This window comes from Microbacterium sp. C23T (assembly GCF_053345975.1).
Window position 1 is genome coordinate 1 of the sequence record NZ_JBKFBD010000029.1, and the last position, 23,451, is coordinate 23,451.

General features: G+C 70.3%; 16 protein-coding genes. 7 read left to right on the plus strand and 9 right to left on the minus strand.

Annotated features, from left to right (window positions below):
- Window positions 1-55: 55 nt before the first annotated feature.
- Window positions 56-1,426 carry a glycosyltransferase gene (locus ACLBXX_RS15820; protein WP_447658816.1) on the minus strand — a complete coding sequence of 457 codons (1,371 nt, stop codon included), beginning with the start codon at window positions 1,424-1,426 and terminating at the stop codon, window positions 56-58.
- 539 nt (window positions 1,427-1,965) lie between these two features.
- Between ACLBXX_RS15820 and ACLBXX_RS15825 the strand changes: the two genes are divergently transcribed.
- Window positions 1,966-7,950 carry a CBM96 family carbohydrate-binding protein gene (locus ACLBXX_RS15825; protein WP_447658817.1) on the plus strand — a complete coding sequence of 1,995 codons (5,985 nt, stop codon included), beginning with the start codon at window positions 1,966-1,968 and terminating at the stop codon, window positions 7,948-7,950.
- Between the two features lie 75 nt (window positions 7,951-8,025).
- Window positions 8,026-9,516 (plus strand): glycerophosphodiester phosphodiesterase, encoded by a 1,491-nt coding sequence (locus ACLBXX_RS15830; protein ID WP_447658818.1) that lies wholly within the window; start codon window positions 8,026-8,028, stop codon window positions 9,514-9,516.
- 240 nt (window positions 9,517-9,756) lie between these two features.
- Here ACLBXX_RS15830 and ACLBXX_RS15835 read toward each other — a convergent pair whose 3' ends face one another.
- A complete protein-coding gene (locus ACLBXX_RS15835; protein ID WP_447658819.1) occupies window positions 9,757-11,214 on the minus strand; it encodes a sugar transferase in 1,458 nt (485 codons plus the stop codon).
- 364 nt (window positions 11,215-11,578) lie between these two features.
- Entirely contained in the window at window positions 11,579-12,742 is a 1,164-nt protein-coding gene (locus tag ACLBXX_RS15840) for a polysaccharide deacetylase family protein (RefSeq protein WP_447658820.1), read from the minus strand.
- 147 nt (window positions 12,743-12,889) lie between these two features.
- Here ACLBXX_RS15840 and ACLBXX_RS15845 point away from each other — a divergent pair, with 147 nt between their 5' ends.
- Window positions 12,890-13,255 (plus strand): hypothetical protein, encoded by a 366-nt coding sequence (locus ACLBXX_RS15845; protein ID WP_447658821.1) that lies wholly within the window; start codon window positions 12,890-12,892, stop codon window positions 13,253-13,255.
- Between the two features lie 96 nt (window positions 13,256-13,351).
- Here ACLBXX_RS15845 and ACLBXX_RS15850 read toward each other — a convergent pair whose 3' ends face one another.
- Entirely contained in the window at window positions 13,352-15,154 is a 1,803-nt protein-coding gene (locus tag ACLBXX_RS15850; RefSeq protein ID WP_447658822.1) for an LVIVD repeat-containing protein, read from the minus strand.
- Between the two features lie 181 nt (window positions 15,155-15,335).
- Here ACLBXX_RS15850 and ACLBXX_RS15855 point away from each other — a divergent pair, with 181 nt between their 5' ends.
- Window positions 15,336-15,992, plus strand: coding sequence for a DUF305 domain-containing protein (locus tag ACLBXX_RS15855; RefSeq protein ID WP_447658823.1), 657 nt, complete (start codon window positions 15,336-15,338; stop codon window positions 15,990-15,992).
- Between the two features lie 33 nt (window positions 15,993-16,025).
- A complete protein-coding gene (locus ACLBXX_RS15860; protein ID WP_387147700.1) occupies window positions 16,026-16,541 on the plus strand; it encodes a glycine cleavage system protein R in 516 nt (171 codons plus the stop codon).
- A gap of 9 nt (window positions 16,542-16,550) precedes the next feature.
- On the opposite strand, the gene ACLBXX_RS15865 is transcribed toward ACLBXX_RS15860, so the two are convergent.
- The 3 genes from ACLBXX_RS15865 to ACLBXX_RS15875 are packed head-to-tail and all read right to left on the minus strand — an operon-like array spanning window position 16,551 to window position 21,033.
- Window positions 16,551-20,315 carry an SCO7613 C-terminal domain-containing membrane protein gene (locus ACLBXX_RS15865; RefSeq protein ID WP_447658824.1) on the minus strand — a complete coding sequence of 1,255 codons (3,765 nt, stop codon included), beginning with the start codon at window positions 20,313-20,315 and terminating at the stop codon, window positions 16,551-16,553.
- On the minus strand, window positions 20,312-20,557 hold the full coding sequence (locus ACLBXX_RS15870) for a helix-turn-helix domain-containing protein (protein ID WP_447658825.1): 246 nt from the start codon (window positions 20,555-20,557) through the stop codon (window positions 20,312-20,314). The genes ACLBXX_RS15865 and ACLBXX_RS15870 overlap by 4 nt, the downstream gene beginning before the upstream one ends.
- On the minus strand, window positions 20,557-21,033 hold the full coding sequence (locus ACLBXX_RS15875; protein WP_387147706.1) for a DUF2975 domain-containing protein: 477 nt from the start codon (window positions 21,031-21,033) through the stop codon (window positions 20,557-20,559). Before ACLBXX_RS15875 ends, ACLBXX_RS15870 begins: the two co-directional genes overlap by 1 nt.
- Before the next feature lie 145 nt (window positions 21,034-21,178).
- Here ACLBXX_RS15875 and ACLBXX_RS15880 point away from each other — a divergent pair, with 145 nt between their 5' ends.
- Window positions 21,179-21,736, plus strand: a complete 558-nt coding sequence (locus ACLBXX_RS15880) for a dihydrofolate reductase family protein (protein WP_447658826.1) — start codon at window positions 21,179-21,181, stop codon at window positions 21,734-21,736.
- A gap of 56 nt (window positions 21,737-21,792) precedes the next feature.
- Here ACLBXX_RS15880 and ACLBXX_RS15885 read toward each other — a convergent pair whose 3' ends face one another.
- Both ACLBXX_RS15885 and ACLBXX_RS15890 read right to left on the minus strand, forming a co-directional pair.
- Window positions 21,793-22,086: a hypothetical protein gene (locus ACLBXX_RS15885; protein WP_447658827.1), complete on the minus strand. Its 294-nt coding sequence runs from the start codon at window positions 22,084-22,086 to the stop codon at window positions 21,793-21,795.
- Window positions 22,087-22,153: 67 nt separating this feature from the next.
- Window positions 22,154-22,576: an Hsp20/alpha crystallin family protein gene (locus tag ACLBXX_RS15890; protein WP_447658828.1), complete on the minus strand. Its 423-nt coding sequence runs from the start codon at window positions 22,574-22,576 to the stop codon at window positions 22,154-22,156.
- A 449-nt stretch (window positions 22,577-23,025) separates the two neighbouring features.
- Between ACLBXX_RS15890 and ACLBXX_RS15895 the strand changes: the two genes are divergently transcribed.
- On the plus strand, window positions 23,026-23,301 hold the full coding sequence (locus tag ACLBXX_RS15895; RefSeq protein ID WP_447658829.1) for a MerR family transcriptional regulator: 276 nt from the start codon (window positions 23,026-23,028) through the stop codon (window positions 23,299-23,301).
- Window positions 23,302-23,451 lie beyond the last annotated feature (150 nt).

Here is a 23,451-nt window from a genome sequence, read left to right on the forward strand (position 1 = left end):
GGCGCCCGGCGGGGGGGCCCCCCCGCCCCCCCCGCCCGGCCCCCCGCCCTGCGCGTCAGGGGTGGCGGTGCCCGCCCGCGAGCGGGCGGCGCGTCGTGGCGGTCTCGATCGATCCGTGGTGGATGATCCGCCCGATCCCCCGACTCACCGAGGCGGCGAGCGCGGGGACCGGCGCGCGCCGGCCGGAGGCCATCGCCGCCTTCAGCGTCGTCTCGAAGGAGGCCACCGAGGCCTGGACATCGAGATGCAGATCCCGGAACGTCCGGCCCGCCTCGCCGAACAGGTGGGCCGCGTCGGGATCCGCTGCCAGCCGCTCGGCCGCGTCGACCAGGGCGCCGGGGTCGCCGGCCGGAACGCAGGGCCCGGCGCCCGCGGCGCAGACCTCGTCATGCGTGATGCTCGACGAGTCGACGGCCGCGATCACCGGAAGTCCTGTCGCGAAGTACGTCGTCAGCTTGCTGGGGACGGCCATCTCGGTGAGCCCCGGGAGCTCGTTGACGAGAAGGATGTCGGCGGAAGCCAGGGCGCGCTCGAAGAGACCGTCGGGCAGCGGATCGAGGAACTGCAGTCGCGCGCACCCGCCCATCGCCTCGAGGGCCGGCCGCTGATTCCCATCGCCCAGGAGCACGAACTTCACGTGCGATCCGCGGCGATCGGCCTCGCGGGCGGCATGGACCACGTTCTCCAGCCCCTGCTTGGCGCCGATGTTGCCGGCGTGCAGCACGACGATGTCGTCCGCCGCCCAGCCGAGCTCTCCGCGGAGGACGTCGTCGCGTCCGCGGTCATCGGTTCTCACGTGCGACCAGTTCCGCACGACGTCGACGGGTGTGGTGACGGACAGTTCCTCACGCAGGACACGGCGGAACCGGTCGTGGATCACCACGACCCGGTCGGCTGATCTCACAAGCCCGCGCTCGAGCGCCGCGATCGCCTCCGCACGCCGGGACACCGCGCCCGTCTCACGGGCACCGAGAGTGTAGATGTCCTGGATCCAGACGATCGTCGGGATGCCCGACAGTGCGGCCCGGGCGGCGGCCATCCGCGAGGAGATCATCGCCGGGCTGACCAGGACGACGGCATCCGGATGCTGCCAATGGGCGAAGTCGGCCCGCACACCGAACGTCAGCTCGGAGAGTGCCCGATCCGCCATGGTGTGGCGGTGGGGCACGTAGTGACTCAGGCGCGTGACGTCGACGCGATCCTGCTTCTCGACGCGGGTCCAGCCGCCGAAGCCGTCCTGGATCTTCCACCACGGGTAGTGCGGGTGGGTGGTGATGACGCCCACCTGCCAGCCGCGTCCAGCAAGGGCCTGTGCCATGCCGGCGGTGTAAGGCGCGATCCCGGTGGGTTCGGGTGCGTAGTTGATCCCGATGAACAGCACCCGCGGGGCTCGCCGCCGCTTCAGAACCGTCGGTTGCCCAGCCATCTGTCCTCCCAGCATGCGCGCGACGTCGTCGTCGCGACGCATCTCCCGGAGAGCGCTCTTGAGCGCAGTCCTGCCTCGACCCCTCGATTCCGGGCACGCCGACCGTGGATCTCGGCTCCGCCGGTCGTCGGTTTCGGGTTCGTCGACCGTCGGGTGAGCCGGTCGACGGTTTCGGGTTCGTCGACCGACAGCCCCTCGCCTCACGGCAGGGGGTGCATGTCTTCGGCCACACCATACAGCGCGACGGCGTCGCGCGGAATACGCCGTTCGGTCCCGCCCTGTTCACCTTCTCCACCAGGGATGAATGGCGCATATCACAGGCGGGTACTGGAATACAAATCCTGGGGAGACAAAGCGCGGACTGCGTTGTACAGTGTGCGTAGCATCGTCCCGAATGCCGAGTGCCGCACTCTTTGGGGAGAGTGTCAGAGCCCGCGACAGGGAACCCGGCGGTGCTACTGGGAGGCCCGCGGACCCGACCGTGGGCGTTGGGGGTGTGACCTGTGGTCTCACGAATCTGGGTAAGTGTTGTTGCAGCAGTGGCGCTCGTCGTCGGCTTCGTGGCCGTCACACCGCCCGAACGAGCCTCGGCGCTGTCGCCGGGCGTCGGGTTCAGCGCCGATGATCTGCCGACCTGGCAGACCGACGGAACGGTGTACGCGCTCGCGCAATCGGCCGGCAGGGTCGTGGCCGGCGGCACGTTCAGCGAGCTCCGCCCGCCGGAAGGCGGATCGGGCACGCCCGTCGCCGCGAACGGCCTGGCGATCCTCGACGCCGAGACGGGCAACCCCGACAGCTGCCAGCTGAGCCTCTCGCTGATCGGCGGGACCCCGGCGATCTACGCGGCCACCACGGCGCCCGACGGCAACAGCGTCTACATCGGCGGCAACTTCTCGAACGTCGGCGGTGTCTCGACGGGCCGCATCGCCCAGATCGACGTGCGCACCTGCACGGTCATGAGTCTCCGTCTGCCGACCATCTCGTCGATCGTGCACACGATCGCCGTGAAGGGCACGACGATGTACTTCGGCGGCATGTTCCTCACGGTGGGCGGAGAGCCGCGTCAGCGATTCGCCGCCGTCGATGTGACGACAGGCGCCCTCCTCCCCTGGACGGCGAACGCCGACGACACCGGCCGCGGCATCGGCGTCTCACCCGACGGCTCGAAGGTCGCGATCGGCGGGGACTTCTCCAACGTCAACGGCGCGTTCTCGCACTCGATCGCGATCGTCGACGCGGTGACCGGCGCCAATGTCCGCACGTACCCGTCCGGCTTCATCCCGAACACGTCGGTGACCAAGCACATCTTCAGCGGCGACGACGGCAAGTTCTACATCTCGAACGAGGGCACCGGCGGCGGGGTCTTCGACGGCCGCGCGGCGTTCTCGTGGGCCACGGGCGATCAGGTCTGGCGCGACACATGCCTGGGCGCCACCCAGATGACGCTGCAGGACCAGAACACCCTCTACTCGGTGAGTCACGGCCACAACTGCGATTCGATCCACGCCCAGCAGGACGGTTCGCGCCACTACTTCCTCGCGCAGAGCGCCGTCGACGGATCGCACTTCGCCTGGGATCCCAAGGGCAGCGACGGCATCGGTGAGGGCATCGGTCCTCGCGCGCTCGTCATCGCGACCGGCAGGACCAACGGGCAGCGGTACATGTGGAGCGGCGGCGACTTCACGATCATCAACGGCGATCCGCAGGACCACCTCACACGCTTCGGCACCACCGACACGGGCAACCCGCCGGTGCCGACCGTTGCCGCGGTCGCACAGAGCACCGGACCCATCGAGGTGCGCATCCGGACGTCGGTCGACGACGATGACTCCGACCTGACGTATCGGGTGTTCCGCAACAACTCGTCCACCCCCATCTGGAGCGGCACGGCGTCGTCCGTGTGGTGGAACCGGCCGCAGGTGACCTTCGTCGACACCGACGTCGTCGCGGGGACGACCTACACGTACCGGGTCCGAGCCACCGACGGCACGAACACTTCGGGGCTCTCACCGGTGGTCTCCGTCACAGCGAGCACTCCGGCGGCCGGTTACGCGGCAGCCGTCCGTGCGGGTTCGCCGGCCATCTACTGGCCGGGGGATGCCGTGGGGTCGTGGCTGCAGGACGGCTCCGCTTCGACCTCGAACACCAACCGGCAGGCAGGCATCCTCGAGAACGGTGCGACCCGCTCGACCGACGCCCCCGTCACCGGCGACCCGAGCGGATCACTCCTCTTCGACGGTTCCGACGACTACGTCTGGCACCAGGGCCTCGCCCCGGCGCCGACGACGTACAGCGTCGAGACCTGGATCAAGACGACGACCACCCGCGGTGGGAAGATCATCGGCTTCGGAAGCGGGCGTCCACGCACCGACACCGGTGCGACGGTGCTCAGCGGCAGCTACGACCGGCATCTCTATATGACCAACACCGGCCGCGTGTTGTTCGGGGCCTACACGGGCTCGACGGTCACGCTGACCTCGCCCGGGGCGTTGAACGACGGTTCGTGGCACCACATCGTCGGCACGCAAGGCTCCGGCGGCATGGCGCTCTACGTCGACGGCGTCCGCGTCGCACAGAACACGAACACGGTCGCTCAGGCGTATTGGGGCGTGTGGCACGTGGGCGGGGACAACCTCTCCAGTTGGCCGAACCGCCCGACGAGCAACTTCTTCTCGGGCCTGATCGACGAGGCGGCCGTCTACTCGACCGCGCTCAGCGCAGGCGCCGTGGCGGATCACTATCAGGCCGCGGGCCGAAACCTGGGCCTCAACCAGGCGCCGGCAGACGCCTACGGCACACGCGTCTTCGCCGCCGACCCGACGCTCTTCTGGCGCCTCGGCGAGGCATCATCGGCAACGACCGCCGCCGATTCCGCGCGCTTCGGCACCTACCCCGGCGCGTACCGGACGGGTGTCACCAAGGGCCAGCCCGGCATCATCCCCGGCAACACGGCGGTGACGACTCCCGGCACCAACCTGGGCACCGTCGCGACCCAGGCCTCGCTCACCCCGACGACGACCTTCACGGGTGAGATCTGGTTCAACACCACGACCCCCGGCGGCAAGCTGTTCGGGTTCGAGAACGTGCAGACCGGCAACGGCACGAGCTACGACAAGCACCTGTACATGACCTCGGGCGGCAACCTCGTCTTCGGCTCGCGGGTCGGCTCCACCAACGTGGTCGTCTCCAGCCCGCTCGGCTACGCCGACGGCCGGTGGCACCAGGCGGTGGGCGTCCTGGATTCGTCCGGCCGCAAGCTCTACGTGGACGGCGCGCTCGTCGCGCAGAGCACCACCACGGGAGCCGAGACCTCCAACGGGTACTGGCGCATCGGCGGGGGCAACCTCAGCAACTGGCCGAGCGCCACATCGAACTCCTACTTCCGTGGGGCGCTCGACGAGTTCTCGCTCTACAGCTCGGGGCTGACCGCCACCGAGATCGCGCGGCACTATGCGCTCGGGGTGCAGGACGTCGCCCCGCCGAGCAGCCCGACCGGGCTCACCGCGACACACGGCGCCGGTGGCGTGGACGTGTCGTGGACGGCGTCGACGGACAACACCCGCGTGCTCGAGTACCGCGTCTACCGGGGGACGGCAGTCGACTTCGTGGCCGACGCGGATTCGTTCCTCACGGCGACCGCGACGACCTCGTATCACGAGGTGGCCCCGGCCATCGGCACCTATTACTACCGGGTTGTCGCGGTGGACGCCGCGGAGAACGAGAGCGCGCCGTCGGACGCGAAGCAGCTCGACGTCACGGATATCGACGCACCCACCGCACCCGCCAGCGCGGCGGCTGTCCAGATGGGGGCGGACGGCGTGACCGTCACGTGGGCGCCCTCCGCCGACAACGTCGACGTGACCGAGTATGCGGTGTACCGTGGCCCGACCTCGGGCTTCGCGATCGTCGACGGAACGCTCGTCGGGACGGTCGGCGGCACGTCGTTCAGCGAGAGCGGCCTCTCCGCGGGCGCGAAGTACTACCGCGTCATCGCACGTGATGCGGCGGGCAACGCGAGCCCGGCGTCGGAGACCGCCGTGGTGACGATCGTCCCGCCGGATGTGACCGCTCCGAGCGCGCCCGGGAACTTCACCGCGACGCTCTCGACCGGAACCAACGTCACGCTCTCGTGGGATGCCTCGACCGACGACCGCGGCGTCACCTCCTACGTCCTGTACCGGAGCCTCGCGTCGGACTTCACGCCGGGCGCGGGCAACCGCATCGCCGAAGTCACGACACCGGGACACGTCGACACCGGCCGCGCCGCCGGCACTTGGTACTACAAGGTGACGGCGCAGGATGCCGCGGGCAACATCAGCACCGCGTCGTCTGCGTCGGTGACCGTCCAGCCGCCGTCGCAACCCGTCGACGTGACTCTCACGCCCACCGAGGACGCGATGGTGGCGCAGTCCGCTCCGACGACGCTGTACGGCTCGTCCAACCAGCTGTCGGCGCGCGGCACGGGCGGCACGATCGAGTCGTTCATCCGGCTGCAACTCCCGGCGGCGCCCGCGGGGACGGTCCTCACGAGTGCGGTGCTGTCCGTCCGCACATCGAACGACAGCACCGCCGCCACGACCGACTCGCCGCAGTTCGGGCTCGTCACGGGCGCGTGGAGCGAGGACGCCGTCAACTGGAACAACCGCCCGACGGCGACCGCGACCGGCGTGCTCGGTACCCTGACGGGTGCGACAGCGCTCAATGCGCCCTACACCGTCGCGCTCGGCGCGAACGGGCTGACCGCTTTCCTCGGACAGACCGTGACGCTGCGGATGTCGGGCACCACCGGTGACAACGTGCGCCTATGGTCGGCGGAGGCGACGTCGGCTGCCTACCGTCCGTCGCTGCGGCTGACGTTCACGCCCGTCTCCGGTCCCGACACCCAGGCGCCGACCGTGCCGACCGGGCTCGCGACCTCCGTCGCGAACAACGCGGACGTGACCGTGACATGGTCGCCTTCGACGGACAACACCGCGGTCACCGGCTACGCGGTCTACCGGGGGACGACCGCCGGCTTCACGGCCGACGCGACCTCGAAGATCGCGGACGTGACGGCGCCGTCGTACACCGACACCGGCCGGACGCAGGGCGTCTGGTACTACAAGGTGACGGCGAGGGACGCGGAGAACAACGTGAGCGCCGCCTCGGCGAGCGCCTTCGCCACCATCCTCGCCAACGGCGGCACGCCCGTGGAGATCACCGTGCCGATCACGGATGACGCCATGGTCGCGCAGTCGTCTCCCACCACTCTCTATGGCACGTCGAACCAGCTGTCGTCCCGTGGGACCGGCGGGACGATCGAATCGTTCCTCGCCGTGCCGCTGCCGGCGGCCCCTGCGGGCACCCAGCTCACCGGCGTGGCCATCTCGGTGCGCACCTCGACGGACAGCACCGCCGCGTCCGCGGACGCCCACGACTTCCGGCTCGTGTCGGGAGCCTGGACCGAGGCTGCGGTCAACTGGAACAACCGTCCGCAGACGACGACCACGGGAGTGCTCGGAAGTCTCACGGGTGCGGCGGCGCTCAACACGCCGTACACCGTCGCACTGAGCCCCGCGCCGTTCGCGGCCGCGCTCGGCCAGACGGTGACGCTGCGGATGTCGAGCGCGGGCGGCGACAACGTGCGTCTGTGGTCGGCGGAAGCGACCTCGGCGACATATCGGCCGTCGGTGAAGCTGACGTTCACACCCGTCGCGGGGCCGGACACCGAGGCGCCCTCGGTGCCGGCAGGCCCGGCGACGTCCGTCGCGAACAACGCCGATGTCACCGTCACCTGGACCGCATCCACCGACAACGTCGGCGTCACCGGGTACACGGTCTACCGAGGCACCGCCGCCGGCTTCACCGCCGACGACTCGTCGCGGCTCGCCGATGTGACCACGACGTCCTACGGTGACAGCGGGCGCCCCACGGGCACCTGGTACTACAAGGTGACCGCGCGCGATGCCGCGGGCAACGTGAGCGCGGCTTCGGCGGCGGCATCTGCCACGATCACACCGCCGGCCGTACCGCCCGTCGTACAGACGGTCGTGACCAGTGCCGACACGATGGTGGCCGCCAGCAACGCCGCGGGCGTGTACGGCACGACCAACCAGCTGTCGTCGCGGTTCAACACGGCGATCGAATCGTTCATGTCCTTCGCGCTCCCGGCGGCGCCTGCCGGGATGCAGCTGACGTCCGTCTCGCTCGCGGTGCGGACCTCGACCGACGCCACCGCCGCATCGGCCGACACCCACGTGTTCCACCTGATGTCGGGCACATGGGATGAGGCGACGATGACCTGGAACAACCGCATCACGCAGACCGCGTCCGGGGCGATCGGCCAGCTGTCCGGCGCATCCGCCCTCAGCACCGCCTACACCGCGACCCTCAGCGCCGCGGACCTCGCCGGCCTGGCAGGTCAGACCGTGACGCTGCGCATGTCGAGCCTCGCAGGGACCGACAACGTCCGGATCTGGTCGCGCGAGGCGACCAACGCGGGGTATCGCCCCACCCTCACCCTCACCTACACGGCGGTGCCGTAGACCGCGGAGATCGTCGGGGGTGGATGCCTCCTCCAGGAGGAGGCATCCGCGACGACGAGGAACAGGGAAGACGCAGTGACACCGACCCCGATCTCGCGCCGCGGCTTCCTCGTCGTGGGGCTGTCCGCCGTGGTCCTCGCGGGCTGCACGGCGCGGCCGGGGGCGCGGGCCACCCCGAACACCGCGCCGTCGAGCCCGTCGCCGTCGCCCAGCCCCACACCGTCACCCACACCTTCGCGCCCGCCGGCGCCCACCTCCGTCGCCGAGCTCCTCGCGCGGCCGAGGTTCGCGGTCGCCCACCGCGGCAGCGGCGACAACTGGCCGGAGCACACCCTCACGGCGTATCGGAACGCCTCACTCGCCGGCGCCGACGCGGTGGAGATCTCGGTCTGCTCCACGTCTGACGGCGTCCTCATCTGTCATCACGACCTGTCCGCCCAGCGCGTCCTCGGCGTCGACGAAGCGATCGGCGACATGTCGTGGGCCGCAGTGAGCGCCCTCGAGGTGGACGCGCGGAGCTGGCTCGGCATCAACACCCCGCTGGAGCCGGTGTCAAGGCTCGACGACGTCCTGCGGGAGCTCGGCCCGGATGTGCTCGTCTTCATCGAGGACAAGCAGGGGACCAACACGATGCCGATCCTCGACCTCCTGGATACCCAGGCGCGCCCCACGGAGCGCTTCGTCTGGAAGCAATGGGCGCCCGCCGCGCAGGTGCGCGCTGCCAAGGAGAGGGGATACCGGGCGTGGGGCTACTTCGACGAGGAGCAGCTCGATCGGCTCGACGAGTTCGCGGCGACATTCGACATCCTCGGCGTGCCCACCTCGTCTTCGGATGAGCTCATCCGGAAGGTGGTCGGCACGGGCGTTCCGGTGATGTGCTGGGAGGTGCGCTTCCACGATGAGGTCGAGCGGCTCGCCGGCCTCGGCGTCACGGGGATCATGTGCTCCAATGTCGCTTACCTCATCGACGGGAGGCCCGCGGATCGTGACGCCTTCGCGAGCGGCCGGAGAGCGCCCGGCGATCTGCCTTCCGGGATCGATACCCTCGGCTGGTCCTCGCAGCCCACCTTCGTCCCGTCGAGGAAGTCCCTGCGCATTCAGGGCACGGAGGCGACCAGTTACCTGATGGGTTCGCTCGCTGCCATGTCCAGACGGCTCCGCCGTCTGGACGTGACGATCGCGTGGCCGGAGGCCGTTCCGCCGAAAGGGACCGCGGGCGTGATGTTCGCCTTGAGCGGCGACGGTCCGGGGGGACAGGGCCAGCGGGGCGACGCCACCGGCTGTCAGCTGACGCTGGACGTCGACGGCTCGATCGACATCGTCCCGTACGAGAAGGGGGTCACGGGAGATCCGGCAGCCTCAGGCTCCGTCGATGCACCCGCCGCAGGTACCGCCGTGCACCTCCGGATCGACGTCGGTGACGATGAGATCCGCGTGACCGCGCGCGACGGCGACCCGATCGTCGCACCGCTCCCCGCATCGGCGGGGCCATGGCTCCGCCTGTTCAAGGACTACAAGACGGAACAGGCCGTCGAATTCTCCGACGTGCAGGTCGTCTGGGCGTAGGCGAGGCGAAGGAGCCCGAGGCGTCAGCCCTTCAGAACTTCCCCCATATATTCCGGTGCGGGAATGAATTCCTTCCGGCGCCCCAGGGACCCGCGGCCACGCCCGTTTGGGGGGACGGGCCGCCGTTGCGCGTCGAATCGCCGGGGTACACCCGGCGGGGAGCGACCGGCGTGTGACCGCGGATCCGGTTCTTGGCGGCCGGCGACGCCGTTGTCGCCGGCCAAGTCTCGAGAGGGGGCATCAGTAGGCCCCCTTGGGGGCGATCATGACGTGTGCGGTGCGCCACATGATCATCAGGTCGGTCGCGATCGACCAGTTCTCGACGTAGCGCAGGTCGAGCCGCACGCTGTCGTCCCACGACAGATCGCTGCGGCCGCTGATCTGCCAGAGGCCCGTGATCCCGGGCTTGATGTACAGGCGGCGGTACACGGTGCCGTCGTAGGAGGTCACCTCGGAAGGAAGCGGCGGACGCGGTCCGACGATGCTCATGTCGCCGCGCAGCACGTTCACGAACTGCGGCAGCTCGTCGATGGAGAACCTCCTCAGCACAGCGCCCACGCGGGTGACGCGGGGGTCGCTCTTCATCTTGAAGAGCGGACCTGCGCCTTCGTCGTGCGAGGCCAGTTCGGTGCGCCTCAACTCGGCGTCCGCGACCATCGTGCGAAACTTCAGCATCCAGAACTGGCGGCCGTCGCGACCCACCCGCAACTGGTGGAACAGCACCGGCCCACGGGAGTCGAGTTTGATGGCGATGGCGACGAACGGCGCGATGATCACGATCGGCAGCAGGGCCAGGAGCGACAGCACGACGTCCATTCCCCGCTTGATGGCGTGGATCCCGCCCTCGAACTCGGGGATCTTCACCTGCACGAGGGGCAGCCCGTCGAGCGGCCGCAACGACAGTCGAGGGCCTGCCACGTCGGTGAGTCTGTTGCACAGCACGAGCTCGGCCGCGCTGCCCTCCAGCTCCCACCCCAGTCGTCGCACGAAGTCGCGGTCGTTCTCGGGCGTGCTGGCGACGACGATGGCGTCCGCGCCGGCCTCGCGTCCATACCGCGCGGTGAGGCGGATCGACCCGATCACCGGGTAGTGGTGGTCCTCGATGTCGATAGGCTCGAACACCCCATCCGTCGTCGTCGCACCGATGACCATGTAGGCGTGGTGAGGGTCGTGTGTGAGCTTGTCGATGACGTACTCCACGTCGTCGCGGGTACCGGCCACGATGACGCGCGAGACGCACTCGCCGCGTTCGCGCTCGTGGATCAGCCACTTGCGCCAGAGTCGGCGGGTGAGGACGAGGGCGACGAGCCCGCACGGCAGTGCGACGATGAGCTGTGCGCGCAGTCCGGGCAGCTGGGCGAGGATGAACACGGTCGACAGGATGCCGAAGGCGAATCCCGTCGCATGCCCGAGGCGCATGTACTCCGCCGCCCCCGCGCCGAGCACGGACGGCTCGCGCGTGCGGGCGAGCCACAGCAGAGCCATCCAGGCGCACACGACGAAGACTCCGATGCGTGCCGGCTGCGCGAGCGCGGCGAGGGGTGAGGTGAGCCCCGTTTCGAAGACCATCGCGGCGATCGCGGCCGCGGTGACGCAGGCCGCATCGGTCGCGACCAACCGTCGCCGGTAGCGCCGCTCCCACAGATGGCGGCGCTCCAGCGACGGCTGTACGCGAGGGGCGATCGCGTCGGGAAGCACGTCGAAAATCGGGCGCGTGAGGGGTGGACGTCGGAGGAGCGTTCGGGTCACTCCTCCGGCGCCCGTGGGCGCCGCGTTGGTCGCGGTCGGCTTCAGACCGCGGTCCACCGCGCGCACGACGACGCGTCCTTAGTAGACATGTACTTCCCCAGTCGGACGGCGCGACAACAGCGTCGAACAGACCAACCCCAGTGCGCAGACCCGGCCGGGTTGTCGGGTCGAAGGGGACCTCAGTTCGGGTACTGCGCCCCCCGCGCGATGACACTGTACGCCCGCGGGGCGACGACCGGAAGAGGTTGCCTCAGAAAACTTGACACACCTTAAGGGAAACCGATAAGGGGGACCCAGGCGCGGCTCGCAGGCGTCACCCGATGAGGTTGATCAACGCGTCCAGTCCCATGCCGTAATTGATGCGCACCGTCGGCAGCGCGAGCTTGTCGGTGCCGATCGTGACATAGCCGGGTTCGATGGTGCGGGCCATCTCCCAGCCCGCCTGGCGCAGGCCTTCCTTCGCGGTGTCGTTGTAGTGGCCGAAGGGGTACGCCATGATCTCCTTGACCCCCAGCACGCCGTACGACGCCTCCATGTCGGCCACGATCTCGGGCACCGAGAGGTTCGTGATGAGCCCGTCGCCGTTCGCCCCCGCGCGGTGCATGTCGTGCGTGTGCGAGCGCCGCAGCACGTAGACGTTCGGGGGCGGATCCTGCCGGTAGGCCGTGATCATGAACGACGTGGTGAGCACCTTGTACTTGTCGACCACCGGCGCCGCGAGGTCGAACCAGGTCTGGTCGGCGTCGTCGTCGGTGACGATCACCGAGTGGTTCGGCAGGAAGAGGCGGCCGTCGATGAAAGCCGACAGCTCGTCCCACGTGGGCAGGTAGAAGCCCGTCGTCGCGATGTGGTTCATGTGCGCGTCGAAGTCGCCGATGTAGGCGTAGTTGCCGCGCAGCCAGCCGCTTTCACCGCCGGGATTCGCGGTGAACTGGTGGTACATGAGGATCGGGATGCGGGCGTCCTCGGCCGCGTTCTGCTCGGGGCTCATCCACGCGCCGTACAGCGTCATGCGCTGGTCGGTGCAGGCGACGGGTTCAGAACCGTTCACGCGTCCGGGGATCGCGAACGCCGCGGCATCCGCCGGCGTCGCGTACCAGCCGGCGAACACGAGCCCGTCGCGCGACGGGATCGGCAAGCCTGTGTACAGCGCGCCCTGCGTCTGCAGCATGGGCGCATCGGCGATGCCGTCACCCGTGAAGCTCACCGCGCACGCAGCAGGGTCGGTGGTGGACGCGAGCAGCTGCTCCTCGGGCGTCAGCGGCGTCGGGGTCGGCGTGGGCGTGGGCGACTCGGTCGCGCGGGGCGCAGCATCCGTCCCCTGATCGTCGGCGCCCGCACGCGCGAAGCCGATCGCCGCGACCGTGCCGCCGATGACGGCGAGCAGCACCACAGCGCCGGCGATGCCCGCGAACAGGCGCCGGCGTCGCACCCGCGCCGACGGCCGTCGGGCGGGAGGTGTGCCGAAGGTGGCCATGAGACTCCCCGCATCCGGACCGCGCATCCCCACGTGCGATCTCTGAGGGGATGCTACCCGGATGCCGCGACCCGCGGCCCGACCGTGACGCGGGTTGTGGACGATCCGCGTCGCCTCCCGGCGTCGGTGTCGGTACGCTCGTGTCCCGTGCTGCCTGCGGACTGGATCGAACACCGTCGCGCCGACGGCGAGATCCTGGGATGGATGCTCGCCTCCGGCGACGGCTTCCGCGTCTTCGACCTGCTCGGTCGCGAGCGCACGCCCGAAGGCGTCGCCGACCTCGAGTGGCTCGCCGCCGAGGAGATGCTCGAGGAGCTCGGCATCGGCTACCTCGCCGACCGGTGGACCCTTCGCCTCCCGGACGGCACCGAGCGACCGGTGCGGATCGCCGAGGCGAGCGTCCGCGGCGTCACGGTGGTCGCGGACGAGTACGGCGCGGCGTCCGCTGTCGGCGCCGATCCCGAACGCTTCCGACTGCCGTTCCCGGTGACGTCCGAGCTCGTGCCGCGCTGAGACCGCGACGCCGGCCACGTCGGCCGAGCATCCCGGATCGACCGGTGCCCGACGGTCCGAAGACCGCCGGGCACCGACGCTGCGACCGGCGTCGTGTCAGCTGTACAGCGCCCTCAGGGCGGCGATCGACTCGGCCACGTCGGAGCCGGGCGCGGCGCCCGACTTGCGAGCGGCGTTGTCGAGCTGCGCGGCGACCGCGCGGTTCGCGCTGCCGTCGCCCGAGAGCACCTCGGCCTCCGCCAGGTGCTTGCGCACCTGCTGGATCGCCTTCGGCGTCAGCGACCCGGCGCGCTCCGCCTGATCGACGTACGCCCCCACCACCGCGAAGCTCGGCGCATGTTCGAGCTTCGTCTGCAGCTGGGCGTTGAACTCGGCCTGCTGGATCTCTCCGGCGGCCTCGATCTCGTTGGCCGACATCCACTGGCTCGGCGTGAGGCCGAGCGTCTCGAAGCCGCGCGCGATCTCACTGCCGAGGACGTTGCCGTTGTACCAGTACGTCGACCAGTAGCCGCCCAGGTTGAGCCCGTTCGGGTTCGGCGTGTTGATCGGGCCCCGGTCGAGATACGCGATCTCCTTCGGGTTCTTGGTGTCGGTGAAGTCGATCACCGACAACCCGCCCTGGTACCAGGCCTGCACCATCACGTCACGACCGGGCACGGGCACGATTGATCCGTTGTGGGCGACGCAGTTCTCCTGGACCGTCTGCACCGCGGGCAGCTTGTAATAGCTCGCGAACTGCAGCTTGCCCCCGACGATGTCGAACAGGGCATCGGCGCCCCACTCCGGCTTGTCCGTCGCGCGGCAGCGGGCCGACGTGCCGCCGCCCCACTCGTCGGTGAAGATCACCTTCGTGCCGTCGTTGTTGAACGTCGCCGAGTGCCAGTACGAGAAGTTCGGGTCGGAGACCGCGTCCAGTCGCACCGGGTTCGCCGGATCCGAGATGTCGAGCAGGATGCCGTTGCCCTGGCAGGCGCCGGCGGCCAGGCCGATCTCGGGGTACGCCGTGATGTCGTGGCACGTGTTCGTGTTCGGCACCGGGCTGTACGCGGCGCCCGACGGGTGCAGCGTGCCCGACAGGGTGTTCTGCAGGCCGTTGTAGGCGCCCGTCACTGGATCGGTGAAGATGCGCGGCTGACTCACGACCGACGCCGTCTGCGGTGCCGCCAGCGGCACCTTGATGACGTCGATGCGCCACTGCGTGGGGTTGCCCGTCGTGACAGGGTTCTGCGTGTTCGACGAGACGTTCTCGCAGCCGGCGAGCTCGGCGGCCGGGCGGACGCCCGAGGTCCCCGAGTTGTAGATGTAGATGTTCGCCGGGTCATCGGGGTCGGTGACCAGGGTGTGCGTGTGCGAGCCGCGGCACGTCTGCACGCCGGGCAGCTGCACCGGGTGGTCGATGTCGGTGATGTCGAAGATGCGCACGCCGCGGAACCGCTCGGCGTTCACGGCGCCGCCCGCGCCCTGGGTGCCGCAGTCGATGCGGCCGCGCGTCTCTTCGACCGACATGAACAGGAGGTTCCCGTACACCGAGACGTCACCCTGGCCGCCGGGGCACACGAACGACGCGCGCAGCGTGGGAGCGGCAGGATCCGAGACGTCGTACACCTGGAAACCGTTGAAGTTGCCGACGATGGCGTTGTCGCCGGTGAAGGCGAGGTCGGAGTTGACGAAGCCGAAGTTGCCGGGAGCGGCGTCGAATGGCGCCACGCGCGGGAGGCTCGCGAGCAGTTCGATGTTGCTCGTGATCTCTGTGGCATCGAGGTAGCCGGGAGGGGCGCCCTCGCGGGGGTCGCTCTCGGCGGAGGCGGCGGTGGCGGTCAGCACCGATGCACCGAGCAGGAGGGCTCCTGCTGCGGCGAGCGTGTGTCTGCGCCATCGCGCGGATCGGGAGTTCTTCATCGGACGTGCCCCTCTCACTGCGCTGGAAACGGATGCCTCCGGCAGGAGCCCGCGCACGACAGCGTGCCCGAACCAGGCCCTGGGGGAGGCCGATGCTCGGAATCTATCGGTTCTCTCCGTCTCCTGGCTAGGATCGATTCGGGCACTTCGGTTCCCGCCATCGGTGTCGGAGGAGCGTTCTGTGACCCCAGTCGTCGCTCGGGTGAGCGTTGTGCTCGTGATCGCGCTCGCACTCACCGGATGCACCGCGACGCCGCCCGAACCTCGCCCGACCTCGACCGCCCCCGTCGTCCAACTGGGCGCTCCCGGCGAGGAGGGCCGCACGCTCGCGCCGGGCGAGCAACTCGAGGTGACGCCCGAAGCGCACACCCAGACGGACGTCGTCTTCGTCCGCGACATGCTGCACCACCACGCACAGGCGCTGGAGATGACGGGTTACGTCGAGGACCGCACCTCTGACCGCGACATCCGTCTCCTCGCGGAGCGCATGCGGATCAGCCAGGAAGACGAGATGGTCCAGCTCGAGACGTGGCTGCAGAACCGCGGCGAGCCGGTGCGGGATCCGGATGCTGCGCACGACGAGCACACGCTCATGCCCGGGATGCTGAGCCCCGAGCAGATGGAAGCTCTCGAGGCTGCGGAGGGGGAGGACTTCGACACGCTGTTCCTGCAGTCGATGATCCAGCACCACCAGGGCGCGCTCGTCATGATCACGGAGCTCTTCGGCAGTGCCGACGGTGCGGAGGCGGAGCTCGCGCAGCTCGCCAACCACTTCGACTCCGACCAGCGCATCGAGATCTCGCGCATGACCTCGATGCTCGCCGAGCGATCCGACTGAACCTGCCGTCGCCCGGTGGGTACGCTGTGAGCCATGACGATCCTCGTGCTCACGCTCGTCGGAGGCGATCGGGCCGGTCTCGTCGCGGCTGTCGCCGATGTGGTCGACCGCCACGGCGGCAACTGGGAGAACAGCCAGCTCGCCGAGCTGTCGGGGGTGTTCGCCGGGGTCGTCGAGGTCTCCGTCGTCCCGGCACGTGCGGACGAGCTCCGTGAGTCCCTGTCGGTGCTCGACGGGCTGCTCTCCGTCACGGTCAGCACCGGCTCCGAGCCCTCCGCGGAGGCTGCCGCCATGCGTCCGCTCACCCTCCAGGTGATCGGCAACGACCATCCGGGCATCGTCAGGGAGATGACGACGGTCCTGCGCTCCCACGACATCAGCATCGACCGCATGACCACCGAGACGCGTGAGGCGGCCATGTACGGCGGCCGGCTGTTCGAGGCGACGGTGACGGCCCGGATCCCGGCATCCGTCGATCTCGCCGCCCTCACCCAGGAGCTCGAGCGGCTCGCGACCGAGATACAGGTCGACGTCACCTTCGGGTCCTGAGCCGCCCGCTCAGGCGAGGTCGCGCAGTCGGGCCGCGAGCCCGGTGCCGTCGCCGGCCCGCCGTTCGTAGCCGACGGCGATGATGAGCAGCACTGCTCCCACCACCGACAGTGTGATCCACCACGGCATCGCTTCGATGCCGCGGCCGATCTGCACCATGAACGCCAGCACGTTCTCGACCGGCAGAACGACGATCCCGATGAGGAACGGCGCGGCGAGGCGCCGGGTGGCGCCCACCAGGATCCCGACCAGGGCGATCGCCATCACGAGGATCGCGCGCCACGTCCGCGGGTCGGTGTAGGTCGCCGCGACCGACGCGCTGAGCATCGTCACGAGCCCGGGTGCGAGGAGCGGCCACGATCCGGTCCAGCCGGCGGGCCACGCCTCGAACGACCGCGTGGGCGCGAACGGTGCGGGATGGCGCAGCGCGAGCGCCCCGGCCGCGAGGAGGAAGAGCCCGAGCGGCAGCGAGAACCACTCGACGCGCAGGTCGCGAGGACTCCACGCGACCACCGCGGTCGTGAACGACACCGCGAACAGGAACCACACCGGTGGCAGCGCGGTCGGCGCCCGAAGGCCGCGCGCGGCGACGGCCACCATGAGCGTGAGCAGCGCCAGCAGCAGCGCCCACATCGTCCAGATGACGGACCAGTCCCGCTCGATCGCCGGCCACGCCGCGACCCCGAGGATCAGCACGGCGGGCGCGCCGAGCCAGCGCGTCCGGGAGAGCAGCGTGTCCGGTGTCGCCCCGACGTGGAGCAATCGCGCGGCGCACGCCGCTGCCCCGGCACCGACGAGTCCGAACGCGAGCGCCGCGACGATCAGCGGATCCGTGGGTGCGGCGTCGAGCCCCGTGCCCCACCGCACTCCCTGCACGGCAGCGGCGGCGGCCGCGGTGATCGCGACCGCGAGCGTCGGCGCCCGCAGCAGTCGCAGGCGGCGCACACGTGGCGCGGACACACGGGACACGATGACGGATGCTGCCACCAACGCCCAGGCCGCACCCACGAGCGCGGCGGCCCGGGCGGGGATACCGGCATCCATCGCGAACACGGGCATCCCAGCATCCGTGCCGTCCAGCGCGAGCGCGATCAGCACCGGGACCACCGCGACGGCCAGGCCCACGGAGTACAGGCCGACGGCCGGCCGCCCGCGCGCGGTCAGCCAGGCCGCGACGATCGCCACGCCCAGGGCCGGCGGCAGCAGGTAGGGCTCGAGGCCCGTGACGCCGACGATGCCCCACGCACTCCACAGGGCACCCGTGAACGCCGCACCCGCGAGCGGCCACGCGTAGCGGCGCGGCGAGAAGAGGGCGGTCGCGGCGAACCCGATGCCCAGGATCACGAGCACGAGCAGCGTGGTCGGCAGCCCCGCCGACGTGCGGACGAGGGAGAGCCCGACGGCGATCACGGCCGTGAGGAGAGCGGATGCCTCGACCGCGAGCCCTGCGGCCCGCACGTGTGCCGCCGGCAGGCGTCGCGAGAGGGCGGCGGCGAGAAGGTCCGCCGACGCCAGCACGCCGGCGACGACAGCCGCGACGACGGGGAGCACGATCGGCGAGCCGCTCATCGGCAGCAGCTGCGCGCCGAGGCACACCGCGACCACCGCGACGGCGGGCACGAGGGTCGCCGCGGCGAGCGTGCGCACGACGATGCCGAGCCCAGGTCGCGTCGTCGTGACGAGTGTGAGGGCGAGGCAGAAGATCACCGCGGTCGACAGGGCGGTCCAGCCGCTGCGCTCGAACACCACCTGCAGCACGCCGACGGCGAAGGGAACGGCGGTCACGACGAGCACGGCGTACCACTCGCGCGACGGAACCCGGCGGGCGAACGTGACCCCGATGGCGACCGCGCCGGCGGCGCAGGTGGTGAGGCAGACCACCACGAGCGGGTCGGCGCCCGCACGGGCGAGCGCGGTCGCGAGCACCACCAGCGCGTAGGCGAATCCGACTCCCACGTGCACGAACCGTGCCGCGCGCGGCACCGTGAGTGCGAGCACGCCGAGGGTGGCGACGACGGCGGCGCCCGCCCACACCGTGAGGTCGTCATCGCGCCACGACAGCACCGCGGCGAAGGCGACGGCCGCGTGCGCGCCCACCACGAGCGGCATGCGGACCGCGGCTGAGGCATCCCGCAGCCACGTCGTCGAGACCGCACCGGCCACGGCCGCCGCGACGAGCCCGATCGCGATGCGCGCCCACACCTCGAGGTTCGGCAGCGCGAGCACCGTGAGGAACGCGAGCACGGCGTACCACGCGCCGAGGAATCCGAGCCACCGGGTCCCGAGGGCCGGTGGCCGCCATGACTCGATCGGTTCGGCGACGGGGTCGGTGACGAGGCGCTGTTCGACGGATGTCTCGTCCCCGGCCGCACCAGTGAGTGCGACGCCGTGCAGGGTCGTGATCGCCGCGAACGACGCGAGCGACAGGGCCAGGGCAGCGAGCCCTGCGGTGAGCCCGAGCCCGGTCGCCGACGACAGGACGGTGCTCGGGCCGGCGACGGCGCCCGCCAGCGTCAGGAAGGCGGTGAGCGTCGGGATCACGGCGGCGGCCGCGACGATCGCGACGGCTCCGGCGAAGAAGGCACCGCGCGCGACCACGCGATGCAGGGGGCTGAGTGCACCCGCGACGACGAGCCCGAGGCCGGCGGCGACCGGGAACGCCGCGAGCCAGTTGCCGAGACCTGTCGCGGCGAGGGGCAGCACCGCCACGGCGGCGACGATCGCCGCTCCGGCGACACCGCTCCACAGGGCTCCCGCGAGGTGCCGCGCGGATACTGCGGCAAGGGCGGCGATCGCGACCAGAGTCGCGCTCGCAAGATACGCGGGGGAGACGCCGGTCGAGGCATCCGTTCCCCATACCGTCGCGAGGGCGGCGGCCACGAAGCCGAACTGGACGACGGTGAGGGTCACGGTCTCCGCTGTCAGCGGGCGCGCGAAGCCGCTCGACCCGCGGGACGCGAAGGCGACCAGCGCGCTCGCCGCGGCGGCGGAGGCCAGGCAGCCGGCCGTGGTCGCGAGTGCCGAGGGGGTCGCGAACCCGAGCATCAGGGGAACGAAGGCCAGGGCCACGAGGCCGCTCCATAGCCACGCGCGGATGCCGGCGCGCGGGCCGAGCACGGCGAGAGAACCGCCGGCGACGAGCGTCGTCAGGGAGGTGAAGACCCATCCGTCCAGGCCGGACGGAAGCAGCGCGAGCGTGGTCGCGATGGTGAGGGCGAGGAACACCACGCCGAGGGCGCCGATCGCCTCGGCGGAGAAGCGCAGGCCGCGGCGCGAGAGGAACGCCGATCCGCCGAGGAACGCCGCGGCGAGGGCGCCGACGATCGCGGCGCGCGGCAGCGGGTCGGCGAGGTCGGGGTTGAAGAACGTGAACACCACCGCGGCCACCGCGACGAGCCCGGCTCCCGCGACCGCGAGCACGGACTGCACGGTCGCGGAAGGCCCCGCCGCCGGCGAGGGCGTCACCGACGCAGCCGGAGGGTGGTGGGCGACGACGGGTTCCTCAGCGACGGCGGCGCTCGGTGCCTCGACCGGGACGATCGGCACGCGCTCGAGAACGAGCTGTCGCGCCTTGAGCGCATCGACGGCGTCCTGCGACGCCGCCCACAGATCGCGGCCGATCGCGCCGCGGAAGTCCGCGCCGCAGGCCGGGCACCGCCGCTCGGCGACGATGCCCGAGCCGCACACCGGGCAGCGCACGACGTCGAGCAGCTCGGCGATCGCCGTCGAGCTCCACGCCGGCGCCGCCCTTCGCCCCGCCGTCGCTGCGGTCATGCCCCGCCCTCCGCGGCGGCGATCGCCGCCGGGTGGTCGTCGGGCACCCACTCGAGGATGTCGCCGGGCTGGCACTCGAGCACCCGGCAGATCGCGTCGAGCGTCGTGAACCGCACCGCCTTCGCGCGCCCGTTCTTCAGCACCGAGACGTTCGCGGGGGTGATGTCGATCGCGGCGGCGAAGTCGGTGACCGACATCTTCTTCTTCGCCAGCTGCACATCGAGGTTGATGATGATCGGCATCACACCACCTCCGAGAGGTCGTGCTCGAGCTGCGAGGCTTTCCGCAGCAGCCCCCGCAGCACCACGATCAAAAGCGACAGGCCGGCGCCGACCACGACGCCGAGCAGCAGGAGCAGGGTGATGGATGGCGTCATGAATCCCGTGAGGCTCAGTGCGATGAGCGCGACCAGCACCAGGAACGTCGCGAACGCGACCGCGGCCAGGCTGACGTCGACGTCGGGGAAGGCGCTCTCGCTGAAGATGCTGTCTTCGCGGACGAGCGACAGCAGGCGCCACACACACACGAGCACCACCTGCACGCACAGGAGGAAGAGGATGCCGACGATCGTGCCCGGGATCTCGAAGTACGAGATCTCGGAGTAACGCACCGCCGACTGCGCGGCGACGGCCGGGACCACGAACACCTGGCAGCACAGCAGCAGCGCGAGCAGTGCCGCGATGAGGACTTTCAGGACGACGATCGTGGTGCGTTGCATGCGAGTCTGCCTATCGATAAACGGTATGTACCTATCGACAAACAATAGCCCCCGCAACCGTCCTCACCGCAAGTGATGATGGCTGACGCGCTGGCAACGTGAAGACGCTGGCCCGCGAGCGGCGTGCCGAGTAGCGTGCCGACGCATGGGCTCGCTCATCTACTTCAACTCCGCCTCGCTCGACGGCTACATCGCCGGTCCGGACGGCCGCTGGGACTGGGCCACGCCCGACGCCGAGGTGCACTCCTTCGTCAACGACCTGATGGCGCCCGCGCGCACCCACCTCTACGGGCGTCGCGTCTACGAGGTCATGAAGGCCTGGGAGGACTTCCCGCTCGACGACCTTCCGCCCGCTGAGCGTGAGTTCGCGCTGCAGTGGCGCGACGTCGACAAGGTCGTCTACTCCGCGACGCTCGACGACGTGACGACCCGCCGCACCGAGCTGCGCACATCGTTCGACCCTGATGAGGTGAGGCGGATGACGGATGCCTCCGCCACCCCGATCGGGATCGGCGGCGGCCGGCTCGCCTCAGCGGCGGCGCGCGCCGGCATCCTCGATGAGGTGCACACCGTGATCGCGCCCGCGGTCGTGGGGGGCGGCATCCGCTTCCTCGACGAGGGGCTGCGTCTCGACCTGGAACTCATCGACGAGCGCCGCTTCGCGAACGGGTCGGTGTATCTCGGCTACCGCGTCCGGCGGTGAGCGGGCGGAACCGCGCGGATCTTCCCTCGCCGAGCCTGCTCGGCGATCGCGGGCGGTCAGACCACCGCTGCGAGGCCGGCCGGGGCAGGCGGGCGATGGGGGATGTCCACGGGCTTCCGGTTGTGAGGCGTGCAGGCGATCACGTCGTCGAGTACCGAGCGGATCGAGGGGTACCGGGGAGAGAGCGGCAGGTTCCGCACCCACGTCACCTGGTACTCGTCGGAGGCTGCCCGCCCGATGTGGGCGACCACCCGGCGCGCGTCGTTCACCGAGTACGCCCGGTCGTGGACGACCCACTCGGCCTCGGCGAGCCGCGTCGCCTCGAAGCGGGGTCCTGCGTAGGGCTTCATCGTTGCTCCCAGAGGTCTCGCGGCGGTGCCGGCCGCAGCGGGGAGTGCGGCCGGCACCGCATTCGGGTCAGGTGGTGATCGCCGGGGTCCGCTCGCTGGCCCCCACCTCGATCTTGCGTGGCTTGGCCCGCTCGCTGACGGGGATGACGACCGAGAGCACCCCGTTGTCGTACGCGGCGGTGATCTTCTCCACGTCGACACCGTCACCGAGCGCGAACTGCCGCAGGAATGTCTGCCCCCCGCGCTCCCGTGCGAGCCATCGCACGCCCTCGCGGGTGTCCGCGGTGCGCTGGGCGCGGATCGACAGCTGCCCACCGTCCACGTCGATGTCGATCGACCCGGGATCGATTCCCGGCAGATCGGCGTGGAGGACGTACTGGTCGCCGTCACGGAACAGATCCACCGGCATCAGCCTGGGCGTCCGGACGGAATCCAGCACAGATGCCGCGAGACGGTCGAAGTCGGTGAACGGGTCATAAGTCATCGCCATGGTCTTCTCCTTCCTCATTCGGCGATCTTCAGACCTTCTGTGGCAGGCGCGGGTGGGCGTGGGGAGGCGAGCGGACTCGAGGGCGGTCAGCGCGAGTCTTAGCGGCAGGGAAGCGCCGGGCCGCCACGACGCCGGCGCGCATCACGTCTGCACTCTGGGAAGGCGTGGTCGACCGCGTCGCGGTTCGCGCGGGAAAGGACCCGCGGATGATGCGGAAGAACTCCTCATCGATCCACTGCTGGTCGGCGCAGAGCGCGTCTGCCGGTTCGTGCACCTGCGGCGCGGTCGCGCGCGCTGCCACGAGCATCATCGAAATCAGCCCCTTCTCGGCTCCCCCCGATTGCGGCGAAGCCGTCACGATGAGACGGAGATAATCTGTGATCGTTGCTGTAGATTTTTTGTAACTCGAATCGAGACTCGCTGCAACGGTCTTTAAGGAAACTCTCAGAATGGTCGACCGCACATCCTCGACTCCGCTCTATGGCATCGCCGTGACCGCGGACCTGCTCGGTGTGCCCGAGGCGAGCCTTCGACTCTTCGAGACCAGGGGGCTGCTCACTCCGTCGAGAACCGACGGCGGGACGCGACGGTACAGCGACGACGACCTCACGCGCCTGCGACGAATCACGGCATTGCGCGCGCAGGGGGTCAATCTCGAGGGCATCCTCAGAGTTCTCGAGCTCCAGGACGAGAACCGGGCTCTGCGGGACGAGCTCAACGGCTGAGCGCGAACGAGCGCGCGAATGCGCGGCGGTCCCGACGGGCGACGTGCCTCGCCGACCAGACCCACGTTTTTCGGGCCGGCGTCGAGGACCGTGTCGACCTGCGGGCTCTCCGCGACCTCGCCGGCACCGTCGCCAGGCCGAACTCTCGAG